The 16,789-nt window shown below is 70.4% G+C and carries 19 protein-coding genes; 9 read left to right on the forward strand and 10 right to left on the reverse strand.

The features are described 5' to 3' along the window. Positions 1–4 precede the first annotated feature (4 nt). The 3 genes from ACAZ03_RS12110 to yacG are packed head-to-tail and all read left to right on the forward strand — an operon-like array spanning position 5 to position 1,775. Complete coding sequence (locus ACAZ03_RS12110) at positions 5–589, forward strand: nucleoside triphosphate pyrophosphatase (protein ID WP_373353907.1); 585 nt, start codon at positions 5–7, stop codon at positions 587–589. Then, positions 586–1,623 carry a ribonuclease E/G gene (locus tag ACAZ03_RS12115; protein WP_373353909.1) on the forward strand — a complete coding sequence of 346 codons (1,038 nt, stop codon included), beginning with the start codon at positions 586–588 and terminating at the stop codon, positions 1,621–1,623. The genes ACAZ03_RS12110 and ACAZ03_RS12115 overlap by 4 nt, the downstream gene beginning before the upstream one ends. Then, positions 1,623–1,775, forward strand: coding sequence for a DNA gyrase inhibitor YacG (gene yacG, locus ACAZ03_RS12120; protein WP_373353911.1), 153 nt, complete (start codon positions 1,623–1,625; stop codon positions 1,773–1,775). Before ACAZ03_RS12115 ends, yacG begins: the two co-directional genes overlap by 1 nt. 40 nt (positions 1,776–1,815) lie before the next feature. Here the strand turns inward: yacG and ACAZ03_RS12125 are convergent, their stop codons facing one another. From ACAZ03_RS12125 to ACAZ03_RS12140, 4 genes are all read right to left on the reverse strand, one after another. Then, positions 1,816–2,400, reverse strand: coding sequence for a YdeI family protein (locus ACAZ03_RS12125; protein WP_373353913.1), 585 nt, complete (start codon positions 2,398–2,400; stop codon positions 1,816–1,818). 128 nt (positions 2,401–2,528) lie between these two features. Continuing rightward, a complete protein-coding gene (locus ACAZ03_RS12130; protein ID WP_373353914.1) occupies positions 2,529–5,027 on the reverse strand; it encodes an FAD-dependent oxidoreductase in 2,499 nt (832 codons plus the stop codon). 129 nt (positions 5,028–5,156) lie between these two features. Beyond that, entirely contained in the window at positions 5,157–5,489 is a 333-nt protein-coding gene (locus ACAZ03_RS12135) for a hypothetical protein (protein WP_373353916.1), read from the reverse strand. Between the two features lie 89 nt (positions 5,490–5,578). Continuing rightward, positions 5,579–6,052, reverse strand: coding sequence for a hypothetical protein (locus ACAZ03_RS12140; protein ID WP_373353917.1), 474 nt, complete (start codon positions 6,050–6,052; stop codon positions 5,579–5,581). A gap of 191 nt (positions 6,053–6,243) precedes the next feature. On the opposite strand from ACAZ03_RS12140, the gene panC reads away from it, so the two are divergent. Both panC and panB read left to right on the forward strand, forming a co-directional pair. Further along, positions 6,244–7,086, forward strand: a complete 843-nt coding sequence (gene panC, locus ACAZ03_RS12145) for a pantoate--beta-alanine ligase (protein ID WP_373353918.1) — start codon at positions 6,244–6,246, stop codon at positions 7,084–7,086. Beyond that, positions 7,083–7,901, forward strand: a complete 819-nt coding sequence (gene panB, locus ACAZ03_RS12150; protein ID WP_373353920.1) for a 3-methyl-2-oxobutanoate hydroxymethyltransferase — start codon at positions 7,083–7,085, stop codon at positions 7,899–7,901. The genes panC and panB overlap by 4 nt, the downstream gene beginning before the upstream one ends. An 83-nt stretch (positions 7,902–7,984) precedes the next feature. On the opposite strand, the gene ACAZ03_RS12155 is transcribed toward panB, so the two are convergent. The 3 genes from ACAZ03_RS12155 to efp all read right to left on the reverse strand — a co-directional run bounded on the left by ACAZ03_RS12155 (position 7,985) and on the right by efp (position 9,539). After that, the gene (locus tag ACAZ03_RS12155; protein WP_373353922.1) at positions 7,985–8,194 is read right to left on the reverse strand and encodes a CsbD family protein; all 210 of its coding nucleotides are present in this window, start codon (positions 8,192–8,194) and stop codon (positions 7,985–7,987) included. A gap of 81 nt (positions 8,195–8,275) precedes the next feature. Beyond that, complete coding sequence (locus ACAZ03_RS12160) at positions 8,276–8,965, reverse strand: DUF2161 domain-containing phosphodiesterase (protein ID WP_373353924.1); 690 nt, start codon at positions 8,963–8,965, stop codon at positions 8,276–8,278. A gap of 7 nt (positions 8,966–8,972) precedes the next feature. Continuing rightward, positions 8,973–9,539: an elongation factor P gene (efp, locus tag ACAZ03_RS12165; RefSeq protein WP_373353926.1), complete on the reverse strand. Its 567-nt coding sequence runs from the start codon at positions 9,537–9,539 to the stop codon at positions 8,973–8,975. 99 nt (positions 9,540–9,638) lie between these two features. Between efp and epmA the strand changes: the two genes are divergently transcribed. Next, positions 9,639–10,673 (forward strand): EF-P lysine aminoacylase EpmA, encoded by a 1,035-nt coding sequence (gene epmA, locus ACAZ03_RS12170; RefSeq protein WP_373353928.1) that lies wholly within the window; start codon positions 9,639–9,641, stop codon positions 10,671–10,673. 169 nt (positions 10,674–10,842) lie between these two features. On the opposite strand, the gene ACAZ03_RS12175 is transcribed toward epmA, so the two are convergent. Then, positions 10,843–11,832: a 2-hydroxyacid dehydrogenase gene (locus ACAZ03_RS12175; RefSeq protein ID WP_373353930.1), complete on the reverse strand. Its 990-nt coding sequence runs from the start codon at positions 11,830–11,832 to the stop codon at positions 10,843–10,845. Positions 11,833–11,952: 120 nt separating this feature from the next. Here ACAZ03_RS12175 and ACAZ03_RS12180 point away from each other — a divergent pair, with 120 nt between their 5' ends. Genes ACAZ03_RS12180 through ACAZ03_RS12190 form a run of 3 tightly spaced genes read left to right on the forward strand, consistent with a single transcriptional unit; the run spans position 11,953 to position 13,900 of the window. Then, positions 11,953–12,621 (forward strand): SH3 domain-containing protein, encoded by a 669-nt coding sequence (locus ACAZ03_RS12180; RefSeq protein ID WP_373353931.1) that lies wholly within the window; start codon positions 11,953–11,955, stop codon positions 12,619–12,621. 58 nt (positions 12,622–12,679) lie between these two features. Next, on the forward strand, positions 12,680–13,606 hold the full coding sequence (locus tag ACAZ03_RS12185; protein WP_373353933.1) for a cation diffusion facilitator family transporter: 927 nt from the start codon (positions 12,680–12,682) through the stop codon (positions 13,604–13,606). 45 nt (positions 13,607–13,651) lie between these two features. Further along, complete coding sequence (locus ACAZ03_RS12190; protein WP_373353934.1) at positions 13,652–13,900, forward strand: hypothetical protein; 249 nt, start codon at positions 13,652–13,654, stop codon at positions 13,898–13,900. A gap of 164 nt (positions 13,901–14,064) precedes the next feature. On the opposite strand, the gene ACAZ03_RS12195 is transcribed toward ACAZ03_RS12190, so the two are convergent. Both ACAZ03_RS12195 and ACAZ03_RS12200 read right to left on the reverse strand, forming a co-directional pair. Next, a complete protein-coding gene (locus ACAZ03_RS12195) occupies positions 14,065–16,086 on the reverse strand; it encodes a M3 family metallopeptidase (RefSeq protein WP_373353936.1) in 2,022 nt (673 codons plus the stop codon). A gap of 79 nt (positions 16,087–16,165) precedes the next feature. Next, positions 16,166–16,699, reverse strand: a complete 534-nt coding sequence (locus ACAZ03_RS12200; RefSeq protein WP_373353938.1) for a hypothetical protein — start codon at positions 16,697–16,699, stop codon at positions 16,166–16,168. Between the last annotated feature and the right edge of the window lie 90 nt (positions 16,700–16,789).

Below are 16,789 nucleotides of genomic sequence, written 5' to 3' on the forward strand. Positions count from 1 at the left end.
AAGCGTGACTCCCTCCTCCCCGAGGCTGATCCTCGGCTCGGCCAGTCCGCGCCGGCTGGAGTTGCTTGCGCAGCTCGGCCTGACCCCCGCCGACATCCGCCCGCCGGAGATCGACGAGACCCCGGCGAGGGCCGAGACCCCCCGAGACTACGTGCGCCGCATGGCCCGCGAGAAGGCCGCCGCTGTCCCCGTAGGCGCCGGTGAGGTGGTGCTCTGCGCCGACACGACCGTCGCGCTCGGCCGCCGCATCATGGGCAAGCCCGAGGATGCGGCGGAGGCGGAGGCGTTCCTGCGGCTCCTCTCCGGACGGCGCCACCGGGTGATCACAGCCGTCGCCGTGGCCCGCGAGGGGCGGCTCTGGGAGCGCGACGTGGTGACGACCGTCGCCGTGAAGCGCCTCTCGGATGTCGAGATCCGCGGCTATCTGGCGACGGATGACTGGCGCGGCAAGGCCGGCGCCTATGGCATCCAGGGGCCCTTCGGGGCGCTCTGCCCGTGGATCCAGGGCTCCTTCTCCGCCGTCGTCGGGCTGCCGCTCGCCGAGACGGCGCAGCTTTTGCAGGCGGCAGGTCTGGAGGTCTGGCGATGAAGGGCCGGCGTATCGTGCTCGACCATCTGGGGGCGCGCCCGGCCGCGGCGCTGATGGTGGACGGGCGGCTCGACGATCTTCTGATCGACGATGAGGGCACCCGCCCCGGCGCCATCTTCCGCGGCATCTGCGACCGGCCGATGAAGGGCCAGGGCGGCATGTTCCTCCGCCTTGCCGGCGGCCAGCGCGGGTTCCTGCGCGGCGCGTCGGGCCTCAAGCCCGGCCAGCCGCTACTCGTGCAGGTCACCGGCATCGCCGAGCCGGGCAAGGCGATCCCGGTCACCGAGCGGCTGCTCTTCAAGTCCCGCCTCGTCATCGTCACCCCCGGCGCCCCCGGCATCAACATCTCCCGCGCCATCAAGGGCGAGGAGGAGCGGGCGCGCCTACGCATCGCCGCCGAGGAGGCGACGGACGGCGCCCATGGCCTCATCCTCCGCTCCGCCGCCGAGACGGCGGAGGAGGAGGAGATCGCCGAGGACATCGCCACGATGGAAGCCCTTGCCGCTGCCGTGCTGGCCGATGCGGAAGGGTCCGAGCCCGAGGCGCTGACCGAGGGCGACGGCCCGCATGAGCTCGCTTGGCGCGACTGGTCGGCGCCCGAGGTGGTGACCGAGCCCGGCGGCTTCGTCCGCGAGGGCGTGCTCGACGCCATCGCGATGCTGGAGAGTGCGGATGTCGACCTCGGCGAGGGCTTCCTCAGCATCGAACCGACGCGCGCGCTTGTGGCGGTCGACGTCAACACCGGCGGCGACACGACGCCCGCCGCCGCGCTGAAAGCCAACCTCGCCGCCGCCCGCGCCCTGCCCCGGCAGCTCCGCCTCCGCGGTCTAGGCGGCCAGATCGCCGTCGATTTCGCGCCGATGCCGAAGTCCCAGCGCAAGCAGCTCGAGCAATCGCTCCGCGCCAGCTTCAAGGCCGATGCCATCGAGACCTCGCTGGTCGGCTGGACGCAGATGGGCCTCTACGAGCTGCAACGGAAACGCGAGCGCGCGCCCATGGCGCCGATCCTCGCCGGCCTCCGGGAGCACCTTTGATGACCTGTCCGACCTGCGGCAAGCCCGCGACCCCTGAGCACCGCCCCTTCTGCTCCGCCCGCTGCAAGGAGGTCGACCTCGGCCGCTGGCTGAAGGGCGCCTACCGCATCCCGACACCGGAAGCGCCGACCGACGAGCCCGACGAAGAGTAGGGTGGGTTTGTAACCCACCATCCGGCGTCGGCCGCCCCCCTCAGTCGTGCATCCCCTTCCCCTGAAGGATCGCCGGCCGCCACTTCTCGATCCGCCGCTCCCGCGTCTCGGCCCTCTTGGCGTCCGAGATGTGGATCACATAGCCCCGCTGCCGCCCCGGCGTCAGCGCCTCCCAGGCCTCCTGCAGCTCCGGATCGCCCTCGAGCGCGGCCACAAGCTCCTCGGGATAGTCGAGCTCCTCCGGCTCCAGCTCGACCTCGCGCCCGTCCTTCACGAGCTGGATCGCCTCCTCGACGTAAGCGGTGATGAGTCCCTCGGCCGCCTCCACCTCCTCGAGTGAGCCGAAGACCAGCTTGCGCATCGCCCGCGAATGCTTGCCGGGCGCCACCAGCACCCCCTCGGGGTCGCTCAGGAGCACGCCCCTGTGAAAGCCCACCGCGCAATGGTCCTTGTAGCCCCAGATGACGCAGACATTGCCCTCCGCCGCGCCCTCCCCCCAGACGTAGCAGGGCTGGTTCCACTTCCAGGTCTCGCGCGCCTCGGTGGCGCGGACGATCCGGCGGAGGAGCCGCCGCTCCTCCACCCAGATCTCCCGGCTGGCATACCACTCATCGGCCTTGGTCATCGGGGGCCCTCCTTGGCTCCCAAAATATCACCCGGCAGTTATACGTCCACCGGCTCCCCCTTCACCTGGCCGAAAGTACCTCGGAGGTGTGGAGGCAGCGCCTCCACCCGGCCCGGAACGGGCCGGCCCTACCCGTCCACCCGGATCCGCGCATTCGTCGGGTCATATGGCGAATCCTCCGCCACCTCGGCGTCATAGAGCTCCCGGAACATCCGCACCTTGAGCTTCGTGCCCACCGCCGCCAGCGCCTCGGGCACATAGCCCATGCCGATCTGCTTACCGAAGGCGACGGACCAGCCGCCGGAGGTCAGCCGGCCGACCTTCTCGCCCTCGTGGAAGATCCCCTCCTTCCCCCAGGGGTCGGCATCCGCCGGCCCGTCGATCAGCAGCGTCACGCATTTCGAGCGGATGCCGACCGCCTCCATAGCCGCCTTGCCATGGAACTCCTTTCCGAGGTCGACGAACCGGTCGAGGCCCGCTTCCAAAGGCGTCGCGTCGCGGCCGAGCTCTGTCCCGAAGGCGCGGTAGCTCTTCTCCTGCCGCAGCCAGTTCTGCGCGCGGGCGCCGACCAGCTTCATCCCCAGCGGCTCGCCCGCCGCCATCAGCCGATCGAAGAGGTGGTTCTGCATCTCGATCGGGTGGTGCAGCTCCCAGCCGAGCTCGCCGGTATAGGCGACGCGGATGGCGTTCACCGGGACCATGCCAAGCTCGATCTGACGGGCCGAGAGCCAGGGGAAGCGCTTGTTCGACAGCGCCGTCTCCGGCTCCGCATCGCGGATCAGTTTCGCGAGGATCTCCCGCGACTTCGGCCCGGCGAGCGCGAAAACGCCCCACTGGGTCGTGACGTTCTGCACCTCGATCCGGCCGAACTCGGCCTCCTTGTCCTCCACGGCTTTCCGCAGGAAGTCGGCATCGTAATCCGTCCAGGCGCCGGCGGAGACGAGGTAGTAGCGATCCTCGGCGAGCCGCACGATCGTGTATTCCGTCCGCGTCGTTCCCGCCGCCGTCAGCGCATAGGTGAGGTTGATCCGCCCGACCTTCGGCAGCTTGTTGGTGGTGAACCAGTCGAGGAAGGCCGTCGCCCCCGGCCCCGTCACCATGTGCTTGGTGAAGGCGGTGGCGTCGATCAGCCCGGCGGTCTCGCGGACGGCCCGCGCCTCGGCCTCGGCGAACTCCCACCAGGCGCCCCGCCGGAAAGACCGGCTGTCGTGATCGAACCCCTTCGGCGCATCCAGCGGCCCGAAGTAGTTCGGCCGCTCCCAGCCGTTCACCTGGCCGAACTGGGCGCCGCGCGCCGCCTGCCGGTCATAGGCGGGCGAGGTGCGCAGCGGCCGCGCCGCCTCGCGCTCCTCGTCCGGGTGGTGGAGGATGAAGACGTGGGAATAACATTCCTCGTTCTTCTTCTCCGCATATTCCGTGGTCATCCACGAGCCGTAGCGCTTGGGATCCAGCGAGGCCATGTCGATCTCGGCCTCTCCCTCGACCATCATCTGGGCGAGGTAATAGCCCGTGCCGCCCGCCGCCGTGATGCCGAAGGAGAAGCCCTCGGCCAGCCACATGTTGCGCAGCCCCGGCGCCGGGCCGACCAGCGGGTTGCCGTCGGGCGTGTAGCAGATCGGGCCGTTGAAATCGTCCTTCAGCCCTACCTCCTCCGACGAGGGAATCCGGTGGATCATGCTCATGTATTCCTCCTCGATCCGCTCCAGATCGAGGGGGAAGAGGTCGGCGCGGAAGCTGTCCGGCACACCATAGGAGAAACGCGCCGGGGCACCCTCCTCATAGGGGCCGAGGATCCAGCCACCCCGCTCCTCGCGCACATACCATTTGGCATCGGCATCGCGGAGCACCGGGTGCTGGTCGTGGGTCTTGCGCCATTCGACCAGCGCCGGATCCGGCTCGGTGACGATATACTGGTGCTCGACCGGGATCGCCGGGATCTTCAGCCCGAGAAGCTTCGCGGTCCGCTGCGCATGGTTGCCGGTGGCCGTCACCACATGCTCGGCGTGGATCACCTCATGCTCGTCCGAGGGCACGAGATTGCCGCCCTTCTCGACCATCTTGGTGACCGAGACCTCCCATTCGGAGCCCGTCCAGCGGTAGCCGTCCACCTGCCACTTGCGCTCGATCGCCACCCCGCGCTGCCGGGCGCCCTTGGCCATGGCCATGGTGACATCGGCGGGGTTGATGTAGCCGTCCTGCGGATGGAAGAGCGCGCCCTTGAGGTCCTCCGTGCGCACCAGCGGCCAGCGCTCGCCGATCTCCTTGGGGCTGAGGAATTCGTGGTAGACCTCCGCCGTCTCGGCGATGGAGGAGTAGAGCCTGTACTCGTCCATCCGCGCGTCGGTCTGCGCCATGCGCAGGTTGCCGACGATGTAGAAGCCGGCGTTGAGCCCGGTCTCTTCCTCCAGCGTCTTGTAGAAATCCACGGAATACTTGTGGATATGGGTCGTGGCGTAGCTCATGTTGAAGAGCGGCAGCAGGCCGGCGGCATGCCAGGTCGAGCCGGAGGTCAGCTCGTCGCGCTCCAGCAGCATCACATCGGCCCAGCCGGCGCGGGCGAGGTGATAGGCGATCGAGGTGCCGACGGCGCCGCCGCCGACCACCAGAGCTTTGACATGGGTCTTCATGAGATCTCCCCGGGGGTTGCCGGCGCCAATCTGGCGCAAACCCGTGAGAAAGGGGAGAATACGGCGACGCCTCGCGCGCGAAATGCGACGCGGGGGGGTGCGCGGGGGGGCCCGCAGGTCCGGGCTAGCCTAGTCGGAGAGCGCCCCGGCGCGGCGGATGCGCGGCAACGCGGAGCGCTCGGTGGCGGCGATTGTCAGTTGCCCCGCCTGGGCGTCGATCCCGTAGAGATGCTGGAAGGGCGCGCGCCGGGCGGTGTCGAGCGCCTCGACATCGAGCCCGACCCTGTGCTCCGCCTCGATGGCGATGAGGCCGCGCGCCTCGGCGGCGGCGAAGGCCTGCCCGCCGGTCTCTTCCGGCTCCTCCGCCGGGGCGACGGTGGCGGTGAGCGACTGGGCGATCGGGCCGGCCGCGAGGATGAGCCCGAGGCCGAACACGAGATGCTTGATGCCGAATTGCGCCATGGCAGGACTCCCGCCGTCAGGTTGGAATTCCTGAAAATTGGCGGAAAAATCGGGCTGAATTTAGGCGATATGCGCGAAAAATCGAAAGGTCAGTCGCTGAGCGCGCCCGCCCGCCGGATGCGCACGGCCCCCTCCTCGCGGCTCGCCCCGCCCGGCAGGACGCCGGAGGAGAGCTGACCGGGCGGCAGCGCCCCCTCCTCCATCGCGGGCCACTGGCCGGGAATCTGGGACGGGACGGCCCCGGCGTTCGTCAGCGCCTCGGGGAACAGCTGCGGCAGGCGGCCTTCCGCGACATGGGCGTTGTAATCGTCGAACGCGCCGGCGTCGTTCAGGAGGTTTCCGGCGACGGCGGTGATGTACTCGCTCATCGCCCGGCCGGCGGCACTGTCGGCGACGCCGTGGAGGAAATCGAGGTCAATGCCGGTGATCTCGCCGGTGGCAAGGTCGATGCCGAACTCGGTGCCGAAGACGGCATTCAAGGGCGATTCGCCGCCGGTCAGCACGCCGGTATTCGCCGTCACCGCGGCGCTGAGGAGGAGATAGTTGAGCGTGCGAAAGATCATCCGCGCCCCTCGCTGAAAACCCCTCCCCTCCTTGCCGGGAAGACCGGCACAAATGGGGCGGGGCCGGCACGATGATGTGGCGCCGCCCCCTCGCCAGTCGCGCCCCAAAGACCAACAGCCCCCAAAGCACGGCGGTTGCGGCCCCTCCGCCGCCGCCGTATCACGGGGCGCCGAAGACCGAGGGGGCGCTCATGAAGCTCTGCCGCACCATTGCGGACATCCGCGCCGATGTGGACGGCTGGCGGCAATCGGGCGCCAGCGTCGGGCTCGTCACCACCATGGGCGCGCTTCACGCCGGCCATATGGCGCTGGTGGCGGCGGCGCGCGGTGCCTCCGACCGGGTCATCGCGACGATCTTCGTGAACCCCACGCAGTTCGGCGACCCGAAAGACCTCGAGGCCTATCCCCGCACCGAGGCGGAAGACCTCGCGCTTCTGGAGGAGGCCGGCGTCGACGCCGTCTTCCTGCCCGATGTGGCCGAGATGTATCCGCCCGGCGACGAGACCATCGTCGAGACGACCGGCCTCGGCCAGCGCTACCACGGCGCCGTCCGGCCCGGGCATTTCCGCGGCGTGGCGACGGTGGTCACGAAGCTCTTCAACATCACCGGCGCCGACGCCGCCTGGTTCGGCGAGAAGGATTACCAGCAGCTCGCCGTCATCCGCCGCATGGTCCGCGACCTGCACATGCCCATCGCCATCCATGGCGTGGCGACGCTGCGCGAGCCCGACGGGCTTGCCATGTCCTCGCGCAACCGCCGCCTGACGGCGGAGGACCGCGCCGCCGCGCCCGTCCTCTCCCGCGCGCTCGATGCGGCGGAGGCCATGGCGCCCGGCTCCAGCGTCGAGGCCATCGCCGAGATCATCCGCGCCACCATCGCCGCCGAGCCGCGCGCCCGCCTCACCGGGCTCGACATCGTCGACGCCGCGAGCTTCGAGCCGGCCACGGGGCCGATCACCCGGCCCGTCGGCATCATGATCTCCGCCCTCTTCGGCGAGATCCTTCTCATCGACCAACGGGAGATCGCCCCATGAGCGCAGAGCCGCAGATCCGGCGCACCACCGCCCCCGAGATTGCCCGCCGCAAGGGCGGCGAGCCCATCGTCTCGCTCACCTCCTACCACGCCCACACGGCCGCCATCGTCGACAAGCACGCCGATTTTATCCTCGTCGGCGACTCGCTCGGCATGGTCATGCACGGCATGGAATCGACGGTCGGCGTGCCGATGGAGCTGATGATCATGCATGGCCGCGCCGTGGTGCGCGGCACGCGCCGGGCGCTCATCGTCGTCGACATGCCCTTCGGCTCCTACGAGGAGAGCCCGAACGTCGCCTTCCGCAACGCCGCGACCATTATGAAGGAAACGCAATGCGGCGCCGTGAAGCTCGAGGGCGGCGCCCGCATGGCCGAGACGATCCACTTCCTCACCCAGCGCGGCATCCCGGTCATGGCGCATGTGGGCCTCACGCCGCAATCGACGCACACGCTGGGCGGCTTCAAGACCCAAGGGCGCGACGAAGAGAGCTGGCCCGCCCATATCGCCGACATCAAGGCGGTCGCCGAGGCCGGCGCCTTCGCGGTGGTGATCGAGGGGGTGGTCGAGCCGCTCGCGGCCCAGATGACGGCGGTGGTGGAGATCCCCACCATCGGCATCGGCGCCTCGCCGGTCTGCGACGGGCAGATCCTGGTGCTGGAAGACATGCTCGGCCTCAACCCCCGGCCGCCGAAATTCGTGAAGGTCTATGGCGCGCTCTCCGACGCCATCGAGGAGGCGGTTGCGGGCTATGCCGAGGACGTGCGTACGCGCAGCTTCCCCGGGCCGGAGCATGTCTACAAGCCGAAGAGCTGAGCCCCTCATAGCAGAACGCCGGGCCCATTGGGGCCCGGCGCTTGTCTCTACAGGCGTCTAGAGTGACGCCGATCGGGCCTGGATCAGACCGCTTCGTTCTGGCGGGCAACCCAGTCGTCGACCGAGCGCTGCGCCTCTTCCTTGGTCTTGCCGTAGCGCTCCTGAATGAGCCCTTCGAGCTGGGTGCGGTCACCCTCGATGCGGTCCATGTCGTCGTTCGTGAGCTCGCCCCATTCGGTCTGGGCACGGCCCTTGAACTGCTTCCATTGGCCTTTGACTTGATCCCAATTCATGGCGTTTCCTCCATTCTGCGCCCCCGCATGGGGGCATTTGACAGGAAAACGCGGGCGGGCGCGGGCAAGTTCCCCTTCACGTCAATCGTGATCGCCCGCCGCCTCGGGCCCGCCTGCCGGCAGGGCGGCGCGCCCCTTCTCCGTCAGGCCGTAGACCCCGCGCGAGACGCGCTCGAACCAGCCGAAGTAATCGTCCGCCATCATGCGCGTGGCCCGGGCCACCCCCGTCGCCCGCGCCACCTCGGCGCCGCGGCAGGGGCCGTGGGCGGCCAGATGCGCTGCGATGCGCTGCGCCTCCTGCCTATAGGCGGTGACGACGCCGCCCCGCCGCGCCATGCCGCCCACATTGGGGTCCCCCTCGCGGCGGGCGAATTCCTTGAGAAGCCGCGCCTTCCGCGCCGCGCTCTGCCGGGGCGTGTAGGGCGCGGGGTCGAGCGCCACCTCGACGGTCTCGCCCGCCACGAGGATCAGCCCCAGCCCGAGCCGCCGACAGAGCGCCCGGTTGGCCCGCATCGCCGCCTGCCAGCGCCGCCCGCGGCCCCGCTCGACGGCGAGGTAGACGGCATCCGTCACCGCCTGCCGGGCGATGCCCTGATGAACCAATGCCAGAGAGAAGGCGCGCTTCAGCTCGACGATGAGCGGCGGCTCCTCGCCGCGAAGCGCCACGAGATCGGCCGCGCCGATCTCGGCCTTGACCACATAGCCCTGCCCCTCGAGCAGCGCCTTCACCGGCGCGTAGAGATCCTGCTCGCGGGGCGGGGCGGCCGTCACCCGGCGCTCACTCCTTGAAGCGCTCGACGTAGGACAGATCGTCGGTGTTGATCACCACCTTCGTGCCGGCGTCGATATGCGGCGGCACCATGATCCGGAGGCCATTGGTGCAATCGGCCGGCTTGTAGGAGGAGGACGCGGTCTGCCCCTTCACCACCGGCTCGGTCATCTCGATCTCGACCACCGTCTTCTGCGGCAGCTCGATGGAGATGGCGCGCTCCTCGTGGATGGCGAGGATTACCTCGATCCCGTCGGTGAGGAAGACCTTGCTGTCGCCGATGATATCGGGCGAGACGGCCACCTGCTCGTAGGTGTCGGGCTGCATGAAGTGGAAGCCCTCTCCATCCTCGTAGAGGAAGGTGAACTTCATCTCCTCCACATGCGCGCGCTCGACGCCCTCGGTGGTCTTCCAGCGCTCGGAGACCTTGGTGCCATCGGAGATGCGGCGCATGTCCACCTGCGTGACGGGCGTGCCCTTGCCGGGGTGGAAGTTCTGGGCGGTGAGCACGACATAGAGCTTGCCGTCGATGTCGAGCACGTTGCCCTTGCGGATCTGCGAGGCGATGACTTTCAAGGTGGTCTCCTGTCGCCGCCCGGCGTGACGGCGGGGGCATTGAACTCTGTGGCCCGAGGGCCTAGCGGAAAGCGCCCGGGAATTCCAGATGGGACCGACATGACAGAGAAGCCCTGGTGGCATCCCGCACGGCACGAGGGCCGGCGCCCGCTCCTTCACGCCCGCGCAAGGCTGGCGGCGGCGCTGCGCGGCTGGTTCGCCGAAGAGGGATTCTGGGAGGCCGATCCGGCGGCGCTCCAGGCCTCGCCGGGCAACGAGGTGCATCTGCACGGGCTGGCGGCGGAGCTCACCCTCCCTGACGGGAGGTCTCGCGGCATGTACCTCCACACCTCGCCCGAATTCGCCATGAAGAAGCTGCTGGCGGCGGGGGAGGAGCGCCTCTTCTCCATGGGTCATGTCTGGCGCGGCGGCGAGCGGGGGCCGCTCCACCACCCCGAGTTCACCATGCTCGAATGGTATCGCGCCCGGGCGCCCTACGAGGCGCTGTTCGAGGATTGCGCCGTGATCCTGCGACTTGCCGGGGAGGTGGGCGGCGGCCCCCTCCGCTGGCGCGGCGCCACCTGCGACCCGAGCCTGCCGCCGGAGCGGCTGACGGTGGCGGAGGCCTTCGCCGCCCATGCCGGCATCGATCTGGACGCGACGCTCGGCCCGGATGGCACTCCCGACCGCGCTGCCCTCGCGGCGCAGCTGCCGGAGGGGATCCGCGCCGCCGAGGACGATACCTGGGCCGATCTCTTCGCCAAGATCCTCACCGCCCGCGTCGAGCCGAATCTCGGGCAGGGTCGCCCCACGATCCTCGACCGCTACCCCGCCTGCGAGGCCGCCCTCGCCCGCCGCGCCCCGGGCGATCCACAACATGCCGAACGCTTCGAGCTCTATGCCTGCGGCGTCGAGCTCGCCAACGGCTTCGGCGAGCTGACGGACCCCGCCGAGCAGCGCGCCCGCTTCACCGCCGACATGGACGAGCGCCGCCGCCGCTACGGCTCCGCCTATCCGCTCGACGAGGAGTTCCTCGCGGCGCTCGAACACATGCCCCCCGCCTCCGGCATCGCCCTGGGGTTCGACCGGCTGGCGGTGCTGGCGACGGGCGCCCCGAACATCGAAGCGGTGCTCTGGGCGCCGGTGCCGGGCTAAGGGGGCGCTGCCCCCGCGAGCGGCCAATTCACTCCCGGAGTATTTGCAAGCGAGAGGCAGGGCGCGCCCCTCCTCGCTTTTCCGCAAATACCGGCGAGGGAGGTTGAGGGGGCTGCAGGCACCTCATCGCACAAAGGGAATGCGCCGCAGGCGCTCCGCCGAGCAGCCGTCACGGCGCGCCCGGCACCACGAGGTCCGGAGGCCGGTGCCCGTCCTGGAAGGTGCGGATGTTGACGATGACCTTCTCGCCCATCTCCACCCGCCCCTCGATCGTCGCCGAGCCCATATGCGGCAGGAGCACGACGTTCGGCAGTTCGCGCAGCCGCGGGTTGATGTCGGCGCCGCCCTCGTAGACGTCGAGCCCGGCCCCGGCGAGCTCGCCGGCGCGGAGCCCGCGGGTGAGGGCATTCTCGTCCACCACATGTCCGCGCGAGGTGTTCACGATCACTGCCGTGGGCTTCATCAGCTTCAGCCGCCGGGCGTTCATCAGGTGATAGGTCGCGGGCGTATGCGGGCAGTTGATCGACAGGATGTCGACATGCGCCACCATCTGGTCGAGGCTCTCCCAGTAGCGGGCGCCGAGCTCCGCCTCCGTCTCGGCGCGCAGGCGATGGCGATTGTGGTAATGCACGGAGAGCCCGAAGGCCCGCGCCCGCCGCGCCACGGCCTGGCCGATCCGCCCCATGCCGAGGATGCCGAGCGCCTTGCCGCCGACCCGCCCGCCGAGCAGCGTCAGGGGCGACCAGCCCGACCAGACACCGGCCTGCATCATCGCCAGCCCCTCCGTCATCCGGCGGGTGACGGCGAGGATCAGCGCCATCGTCATGTCGGCGGTATCCTCGGTCACGACGCCGGGCGTGTTGCTGACGAGGATGCCGCGCTGCCGGGCGGCGGCGACGTCGATATGATCGACCCCGGCGCCGTAATTGGCGATGAGCCGGAGGCTCGCCCCCGCTTCGTCCATCAGCGCCGCATCGACGGGCTCCGACAGCGTCGGCACCAGCACCTCCGCCCCGCGCATCGCCGCCGCCATCGCCGCGCGGGTCATCGGGCCGTCGTCCTCTTCGCGCAGGCGCGCGTCGAAGAGCTCGCGCATCCGCGCCTCGACAGGCGCCGGCAGCCGTCGCGTCGTAACCACACTCAGCGGTTTGTTGGCCATAAGAGCGCCTTCCGCTTTCCTGCCCCGTTCCTTCGGGTCTAATAGCATGAGCCGGCGGACGGGGCACAAGAACCCCGCTGACAAGACCCGCCGGCCCCGGGGCGATCATCGAGAGGGAGCATGTCCAGACGCGCGACCGGCTGCGGCCTTCTTCTGGCCCTGGCGCTTCTCGCCGCCCCCGCCGGCGCCGAGCTGCGCCCCGTCGCGCGCCCGGCTGACCTCACCGGCCCGATTGCCGCGCCCGAGGCCTCTCTCGCCCCGACAGACATCGCCGTCACGCCCGAAGCGCGGCCCGCCGAGCTCGGGTCAGGAGCCGGGGCCGAGGACGCGCCGGCGCTCGCCAGCGCCGACCCGGCCCAGCGCCTCGGCCCCGTCACCCATCTGCCGCTGCCCCGTTTCGTCACGCTCAAGACCTCCGAGGGCAATGTGCGCCGCGGCCCCTCGCTCACCCATAGGATCGACTGGGTCTTCGTCCGCCGCGGCATGCCGCTCATGGTCACCGCCGAATACGGCCACTGGCGGCGGGTGGAGGATGTCGAGGGCTTCGGCGGCTGGGTCCATTACGCGCTGATCTCCGGCACCCGCAACGTGCTAGTGGAGGAGGATCACGCCCCGCTCCACCGCCGCCCCGACGCCAGCTCCCCCGAGGTCGCCGAGCTCGAGGAGGGCGTCATCGCCCGGCTCGAGGAATGCACCCGCGACTGGTGCCGGCTGAGCGTTTCAGGCTTTCGCGGCTGGGCCGAGAAATCGGCGCTCTGGGGCGTCTTCCCCGAGGAAGTGCTCGACTGAGCGCCCCCACCCGCCGCCCGCTCTTGCCGCTCCGGGCCCGGGTGGCTAGGTGAGCGACATGGAGAGCCAGGGTCCGCAACGCCACGCGATGAACCTCTCCGCCGGCGGCCTCGCCGTCGGAATGGCCGGCCTCCTTGTGCTCCTCAAGCTCTGGGCGCTCCTGCAGACCGGCGCGCTGTCCATCGGCGCCTCGCTGGCCGACAGCGGGCTCGATCTGCTCATGTCGGGCGGCGGGCTCTTCGCCATCGTTTATGCGGCCCGGCCGGCCGATGAGGACCATGCCTTCGGCCACAGCGCCGTCGAGGATATCGTCGGCCTGTTCCAGGCCTCCTTCATCACCATATCCGCCATCGTCCTCCTCACCGCCGCCCTCGCCCGGCTCGCCTCCGGCGCCCCGCCGGAGCTGGAGGCGGAGGGCTTCGGCCTCGCCATCATGCTTCTGGCGCTGGCGCTGACCTTCGGCCTCGTTCTCTGGCAGCGCCGCGTCGTGGCGAAGACCGGCAACCGCGTCGTCGCCGCTGATGCGCTCCATTACACCGGCGATCTCGTGCCCGGCCTCGGCGCGCTGGCGGCGCTCGGCGCCTCGGCGCTCTGGGGCTGGACCTGGGTCGACCCGGTGGTGGCCATCTGCGCGGCGCTCTTCCTCCTCCGGGGCGCCTTCGGCATCGGCCGCGGGGCGTTCGACGCGCTGATGGACCGGCGCGTGGATCCCGACGTGCTGACCCGCATCACCCGTCTCGCCGACAGCTTCCCCGGAGTGCTCGGTCATCACGACCTCAAGACCCGCCGCTCCGGCTCGCGACTCTTCATCAACCTGCATCTGGAGCTCGACGGCGCCCAGACGCTGGAGGAGGCCCATGCCATCGGCGCCGCGCTCCGCCGCGCCATCGTGGCGCTCTATCCCGAGGCCGACGTCCTCATCCACAAGGATCCCGTCGGCACCCCGCGCCACCCCGACGATCCGCGCCGGCAGGGCTTGCCGTAGCGGGCGGAAGCTCCTAGCCCTGTGACCATCCAGGGAGGAACCCCCATGTCCACCAGCCCCGAAAGCCTCGAAGGGCGGCTCATCGCCCAGCGCAAGCTGCTCGTCCGCCTGATCGCGGCGCTCGACCTGCCGGAGGTCGAGGATTTCCTCGCCAGCCGCGACCATGTCGAGCTGCAATCGGAAGATCCGGGCGCGGAACCCGACCCGGCCTTCGCCATCGAGGAGGGGATCGCCGCCGAGCTGCGCCTCATCGCGCGCCTCGTGACCGAAGTGCGGGGCTCGCCGGCCGACTAGCCGGCCTGTCCGTCCCCCGTCTTTGCTCCCGAAAAATCCTCGGGGGGAGTCGGCCTTCAGGCCGACGGGGGGCAGACAGCCCCCCTCCCCGTCCGCAACCGGGCGCGCCGCCGCCGCGGGGGCCCAAAATTCTTCTCGGAGAATTTTAGGCCCGCCCGCACGCCTCAGCCCGCGACCAGCCCCCGGCCCTTCAAAAGCGGCTCCACCCCCGGCATCCGGCCGCGGAAGCGGGTGTAGAGCTCCGCCGCCTCTTCGGATCCGCCCTTCGAGAGGATGTTCTCCTCGAGGCTCTTCGCGAGGCCCGGGTCGAAGGCATCGCCCGCCTCGGTGAAGGCGGCGAAGGCGTCGGCATCCATGACCTCGGACCAGAGGTAGGAATAATAGCCCGCCGCATAGCCCGAGCCGGCGAAGACATGGGCGAAATGCGGGGTGGCGTGGCGCATGGTGATGGCGCGCGGCAGGCCCGCCTCTTCCAACACCTCGGCCTGGCGCTGCATCGGGTCCGCCGGCGGCGGACCCTCGTGGAAGGCGAGGTCGACCATCGCCGAGGCGAGATATTCGACCGTCTGGAAGCCCATGTCATAGGTCGAGGCCGCCAGCACCCGGTCGCGCAGCTCCGCCGGCATCGGCTCACCCGTCTCGGCATGGGTCGCGAATTCGTCCAGCACCGCCGGCACTTCCAGCCAATGCTCGTAGAGCTGGCTCGGCAGTTCCACGAAGTCGCGGGCGACGGAGGTGCCCGAGATGCTCTCGAAGGTCACGTCCGACAGCATCTGGTGGAGCGCATGGCCGAACTCGTGGAAGAGCGTCCGGGCGTCGTCCCAGCTCAGGAGCGCCGGCTGGCCCTTCGGCGGCTTCGAGAAATTGCAGACGTTGAGCACGATCGGCGTCACATCGCCATCGAGCCGGTTCTGCTGTCTCATGGCGGTGCACCAGGCGCCGGAGCGCTTGGAGCCGCGGGCGAAGTAATCGCCCATGAAGAGCGCCACATGCCTGCCGTCCCGCGTCACATCCCAGAGGCGCACATCGGGATGGTAGAGCGGCCCCTCGGCCGGGGTGAACTCCAGCCCGAAGAGGCGGTTCGCGCAGGCGAAGGCCGCCTCGATCATCCGGTCCAGCTGGAAATAGGGCTTCAGCGCCCCCTCATCGAGGTCGTGCTCCGCCACGCGGCGCTTCTCGGCATAGTAGCGCCAGTCCCAGGGCTCGAGCGGCCCGGCGTGGCCGTCGGCATGGAGCATCTCCTCCAGCACCGCCGCATCGGCCTCCGCCGCGGCGCGGGCGGGGCCCCAGACGGCCTCCAGAAGCTCGCGGACGGCGGCCGGCGAGCCGGCCATCTCGGTCTTCAGCTTCCAGTCGGCATAGCTCGTCTCGCCGAGGAGCGCGGCGCTCTCGGCGCGGAGCTTCAGCGTCTCCGCCGCGATGCCGCGGTTGTCGGTCTCGCCGCCATTGGCGCCGCGGGCGGCCCAGGCGGCGAAGGCTTTCTGCCGGAGCGCGCGGTTGTCGCAAAACTGCAGGAAGGGCGTGATGAGCGAGCGCGAGGTGGTGACGACCGGGCCTGTCCCCTTCTCCTCCCCCGCCGCCGTGGCGGCGTTCTGGACGAAGCCGGGGAGCTTGGCGAAATCCTCCTCGGGGATCTCCATTGACCAGCCGCGCTCGTCGGCGAGGAGGTTCTGGGTGAACTCCGTTCCCAGCACCGAGAGGCGCGAGCGGAGGGCGGCCATGCGGTCGGCCTCCTCCCCCTCGAGCGCCGCCCCGGCGCGGACGAAGCCGCGGCGGGTGAGGAAGAGCACACGCTCCTCCTCCGCCGAGAGGCCGAGCTCGTCCTTGCGGGTCCAGAGGTCGTCGATGCGCGCAAAGAGCGCCTTGTTGGAGATGACCTCCGAGCTGAAGGCCGAGAGCTTCGGCGCGAAGTCGCGCTGCAGCGCCTCGCGGGCCGGCGTCGAATCCGCGCCGGCCACGCCGTAGAAGGCGCCGAGGATGCGGCCGAGCTCTTCGTCGTTGCGCTCCATCGCGGCGATGGTGTTGGCGAAGGTCGCAGCCTCCTCGTTGCCCGCGATGGCGGCGATGCCCTCGCGGGCGCGGGCGAGCGCGGCATCGACCGCGGGGGCCCAGTCGTCGTCGCTTATGGCGTCGAAGGGGGGCAGGCCGAAGGGCGTCTCCCAGTCCTGCAGCAGCGGGTTCGACATCGGGGGGCTCCTCTTGCGGTGTCCCCCCGAGGTATTTTGCACCGGGGGCCGGTGCAAGGGCGCGGGCCGCCCCCGCCGCTCAGCTCCGGCGGAAGAACGCCGCCGCGCCCGCGAAGAGGGCGGCGAAGCCGGCGTTGAGGCCCAGGATCTCCACCACCGGGCTGCCGCCGCCCCAGCCGGCCGGTATGGCGAGCACGCCGACGGCGATCAGCGCCACGGCGGTGGCGATCATCGCCCGCGCCATGCCCGCCGGCTCCAGCCGCGCGCCGATGGCCCCGCCGAGGCCGATGCCGATCACGCCGAGATAGAGAAGGTTCGCCGGATTGCCCTCGCTGCCGAGAAGGCCGACCGCGCCGCAGGCCCAGACGAGCGTGACGGCGCCGAAGAGCGCCAGCGCCAGCCCGGCGCGGTAGCGCCAGGACCGGCCCGCGCGGATGCCGATCTCGAAGGCGGCGCCGGCGCCGCCGAGCATGGTCGCGGCGAAGAGGAAATCGCCCGCCGACCAGTCGACCCCGGTGCCGAGCTGCATCGCAACGAGGGGCACGAGGAGCAAAAGCCCCGCCCCGCCCCAGAGCGCCAGCCGCAGCTGGCCGGCCCGTGCCAGATTGCCCATCGATGAAATCTCCCCTCGACATGATCGGTTCAAAGGGAGGCTAGCACCGGGGCGGGGCCGATGTGCGCAGCACTCGTGCAGGCGGCGGCG

It is taken from the genome of Pseudoroseicyclus sp. CXY001 (genome assembly GCF_041714655.1).
GTDB lineage: Bacteria > Pseudomonadota > Alphaproteobacteria > Rhodobacterales > Rhodobacteraceae > Pseudoroseicyclus_A.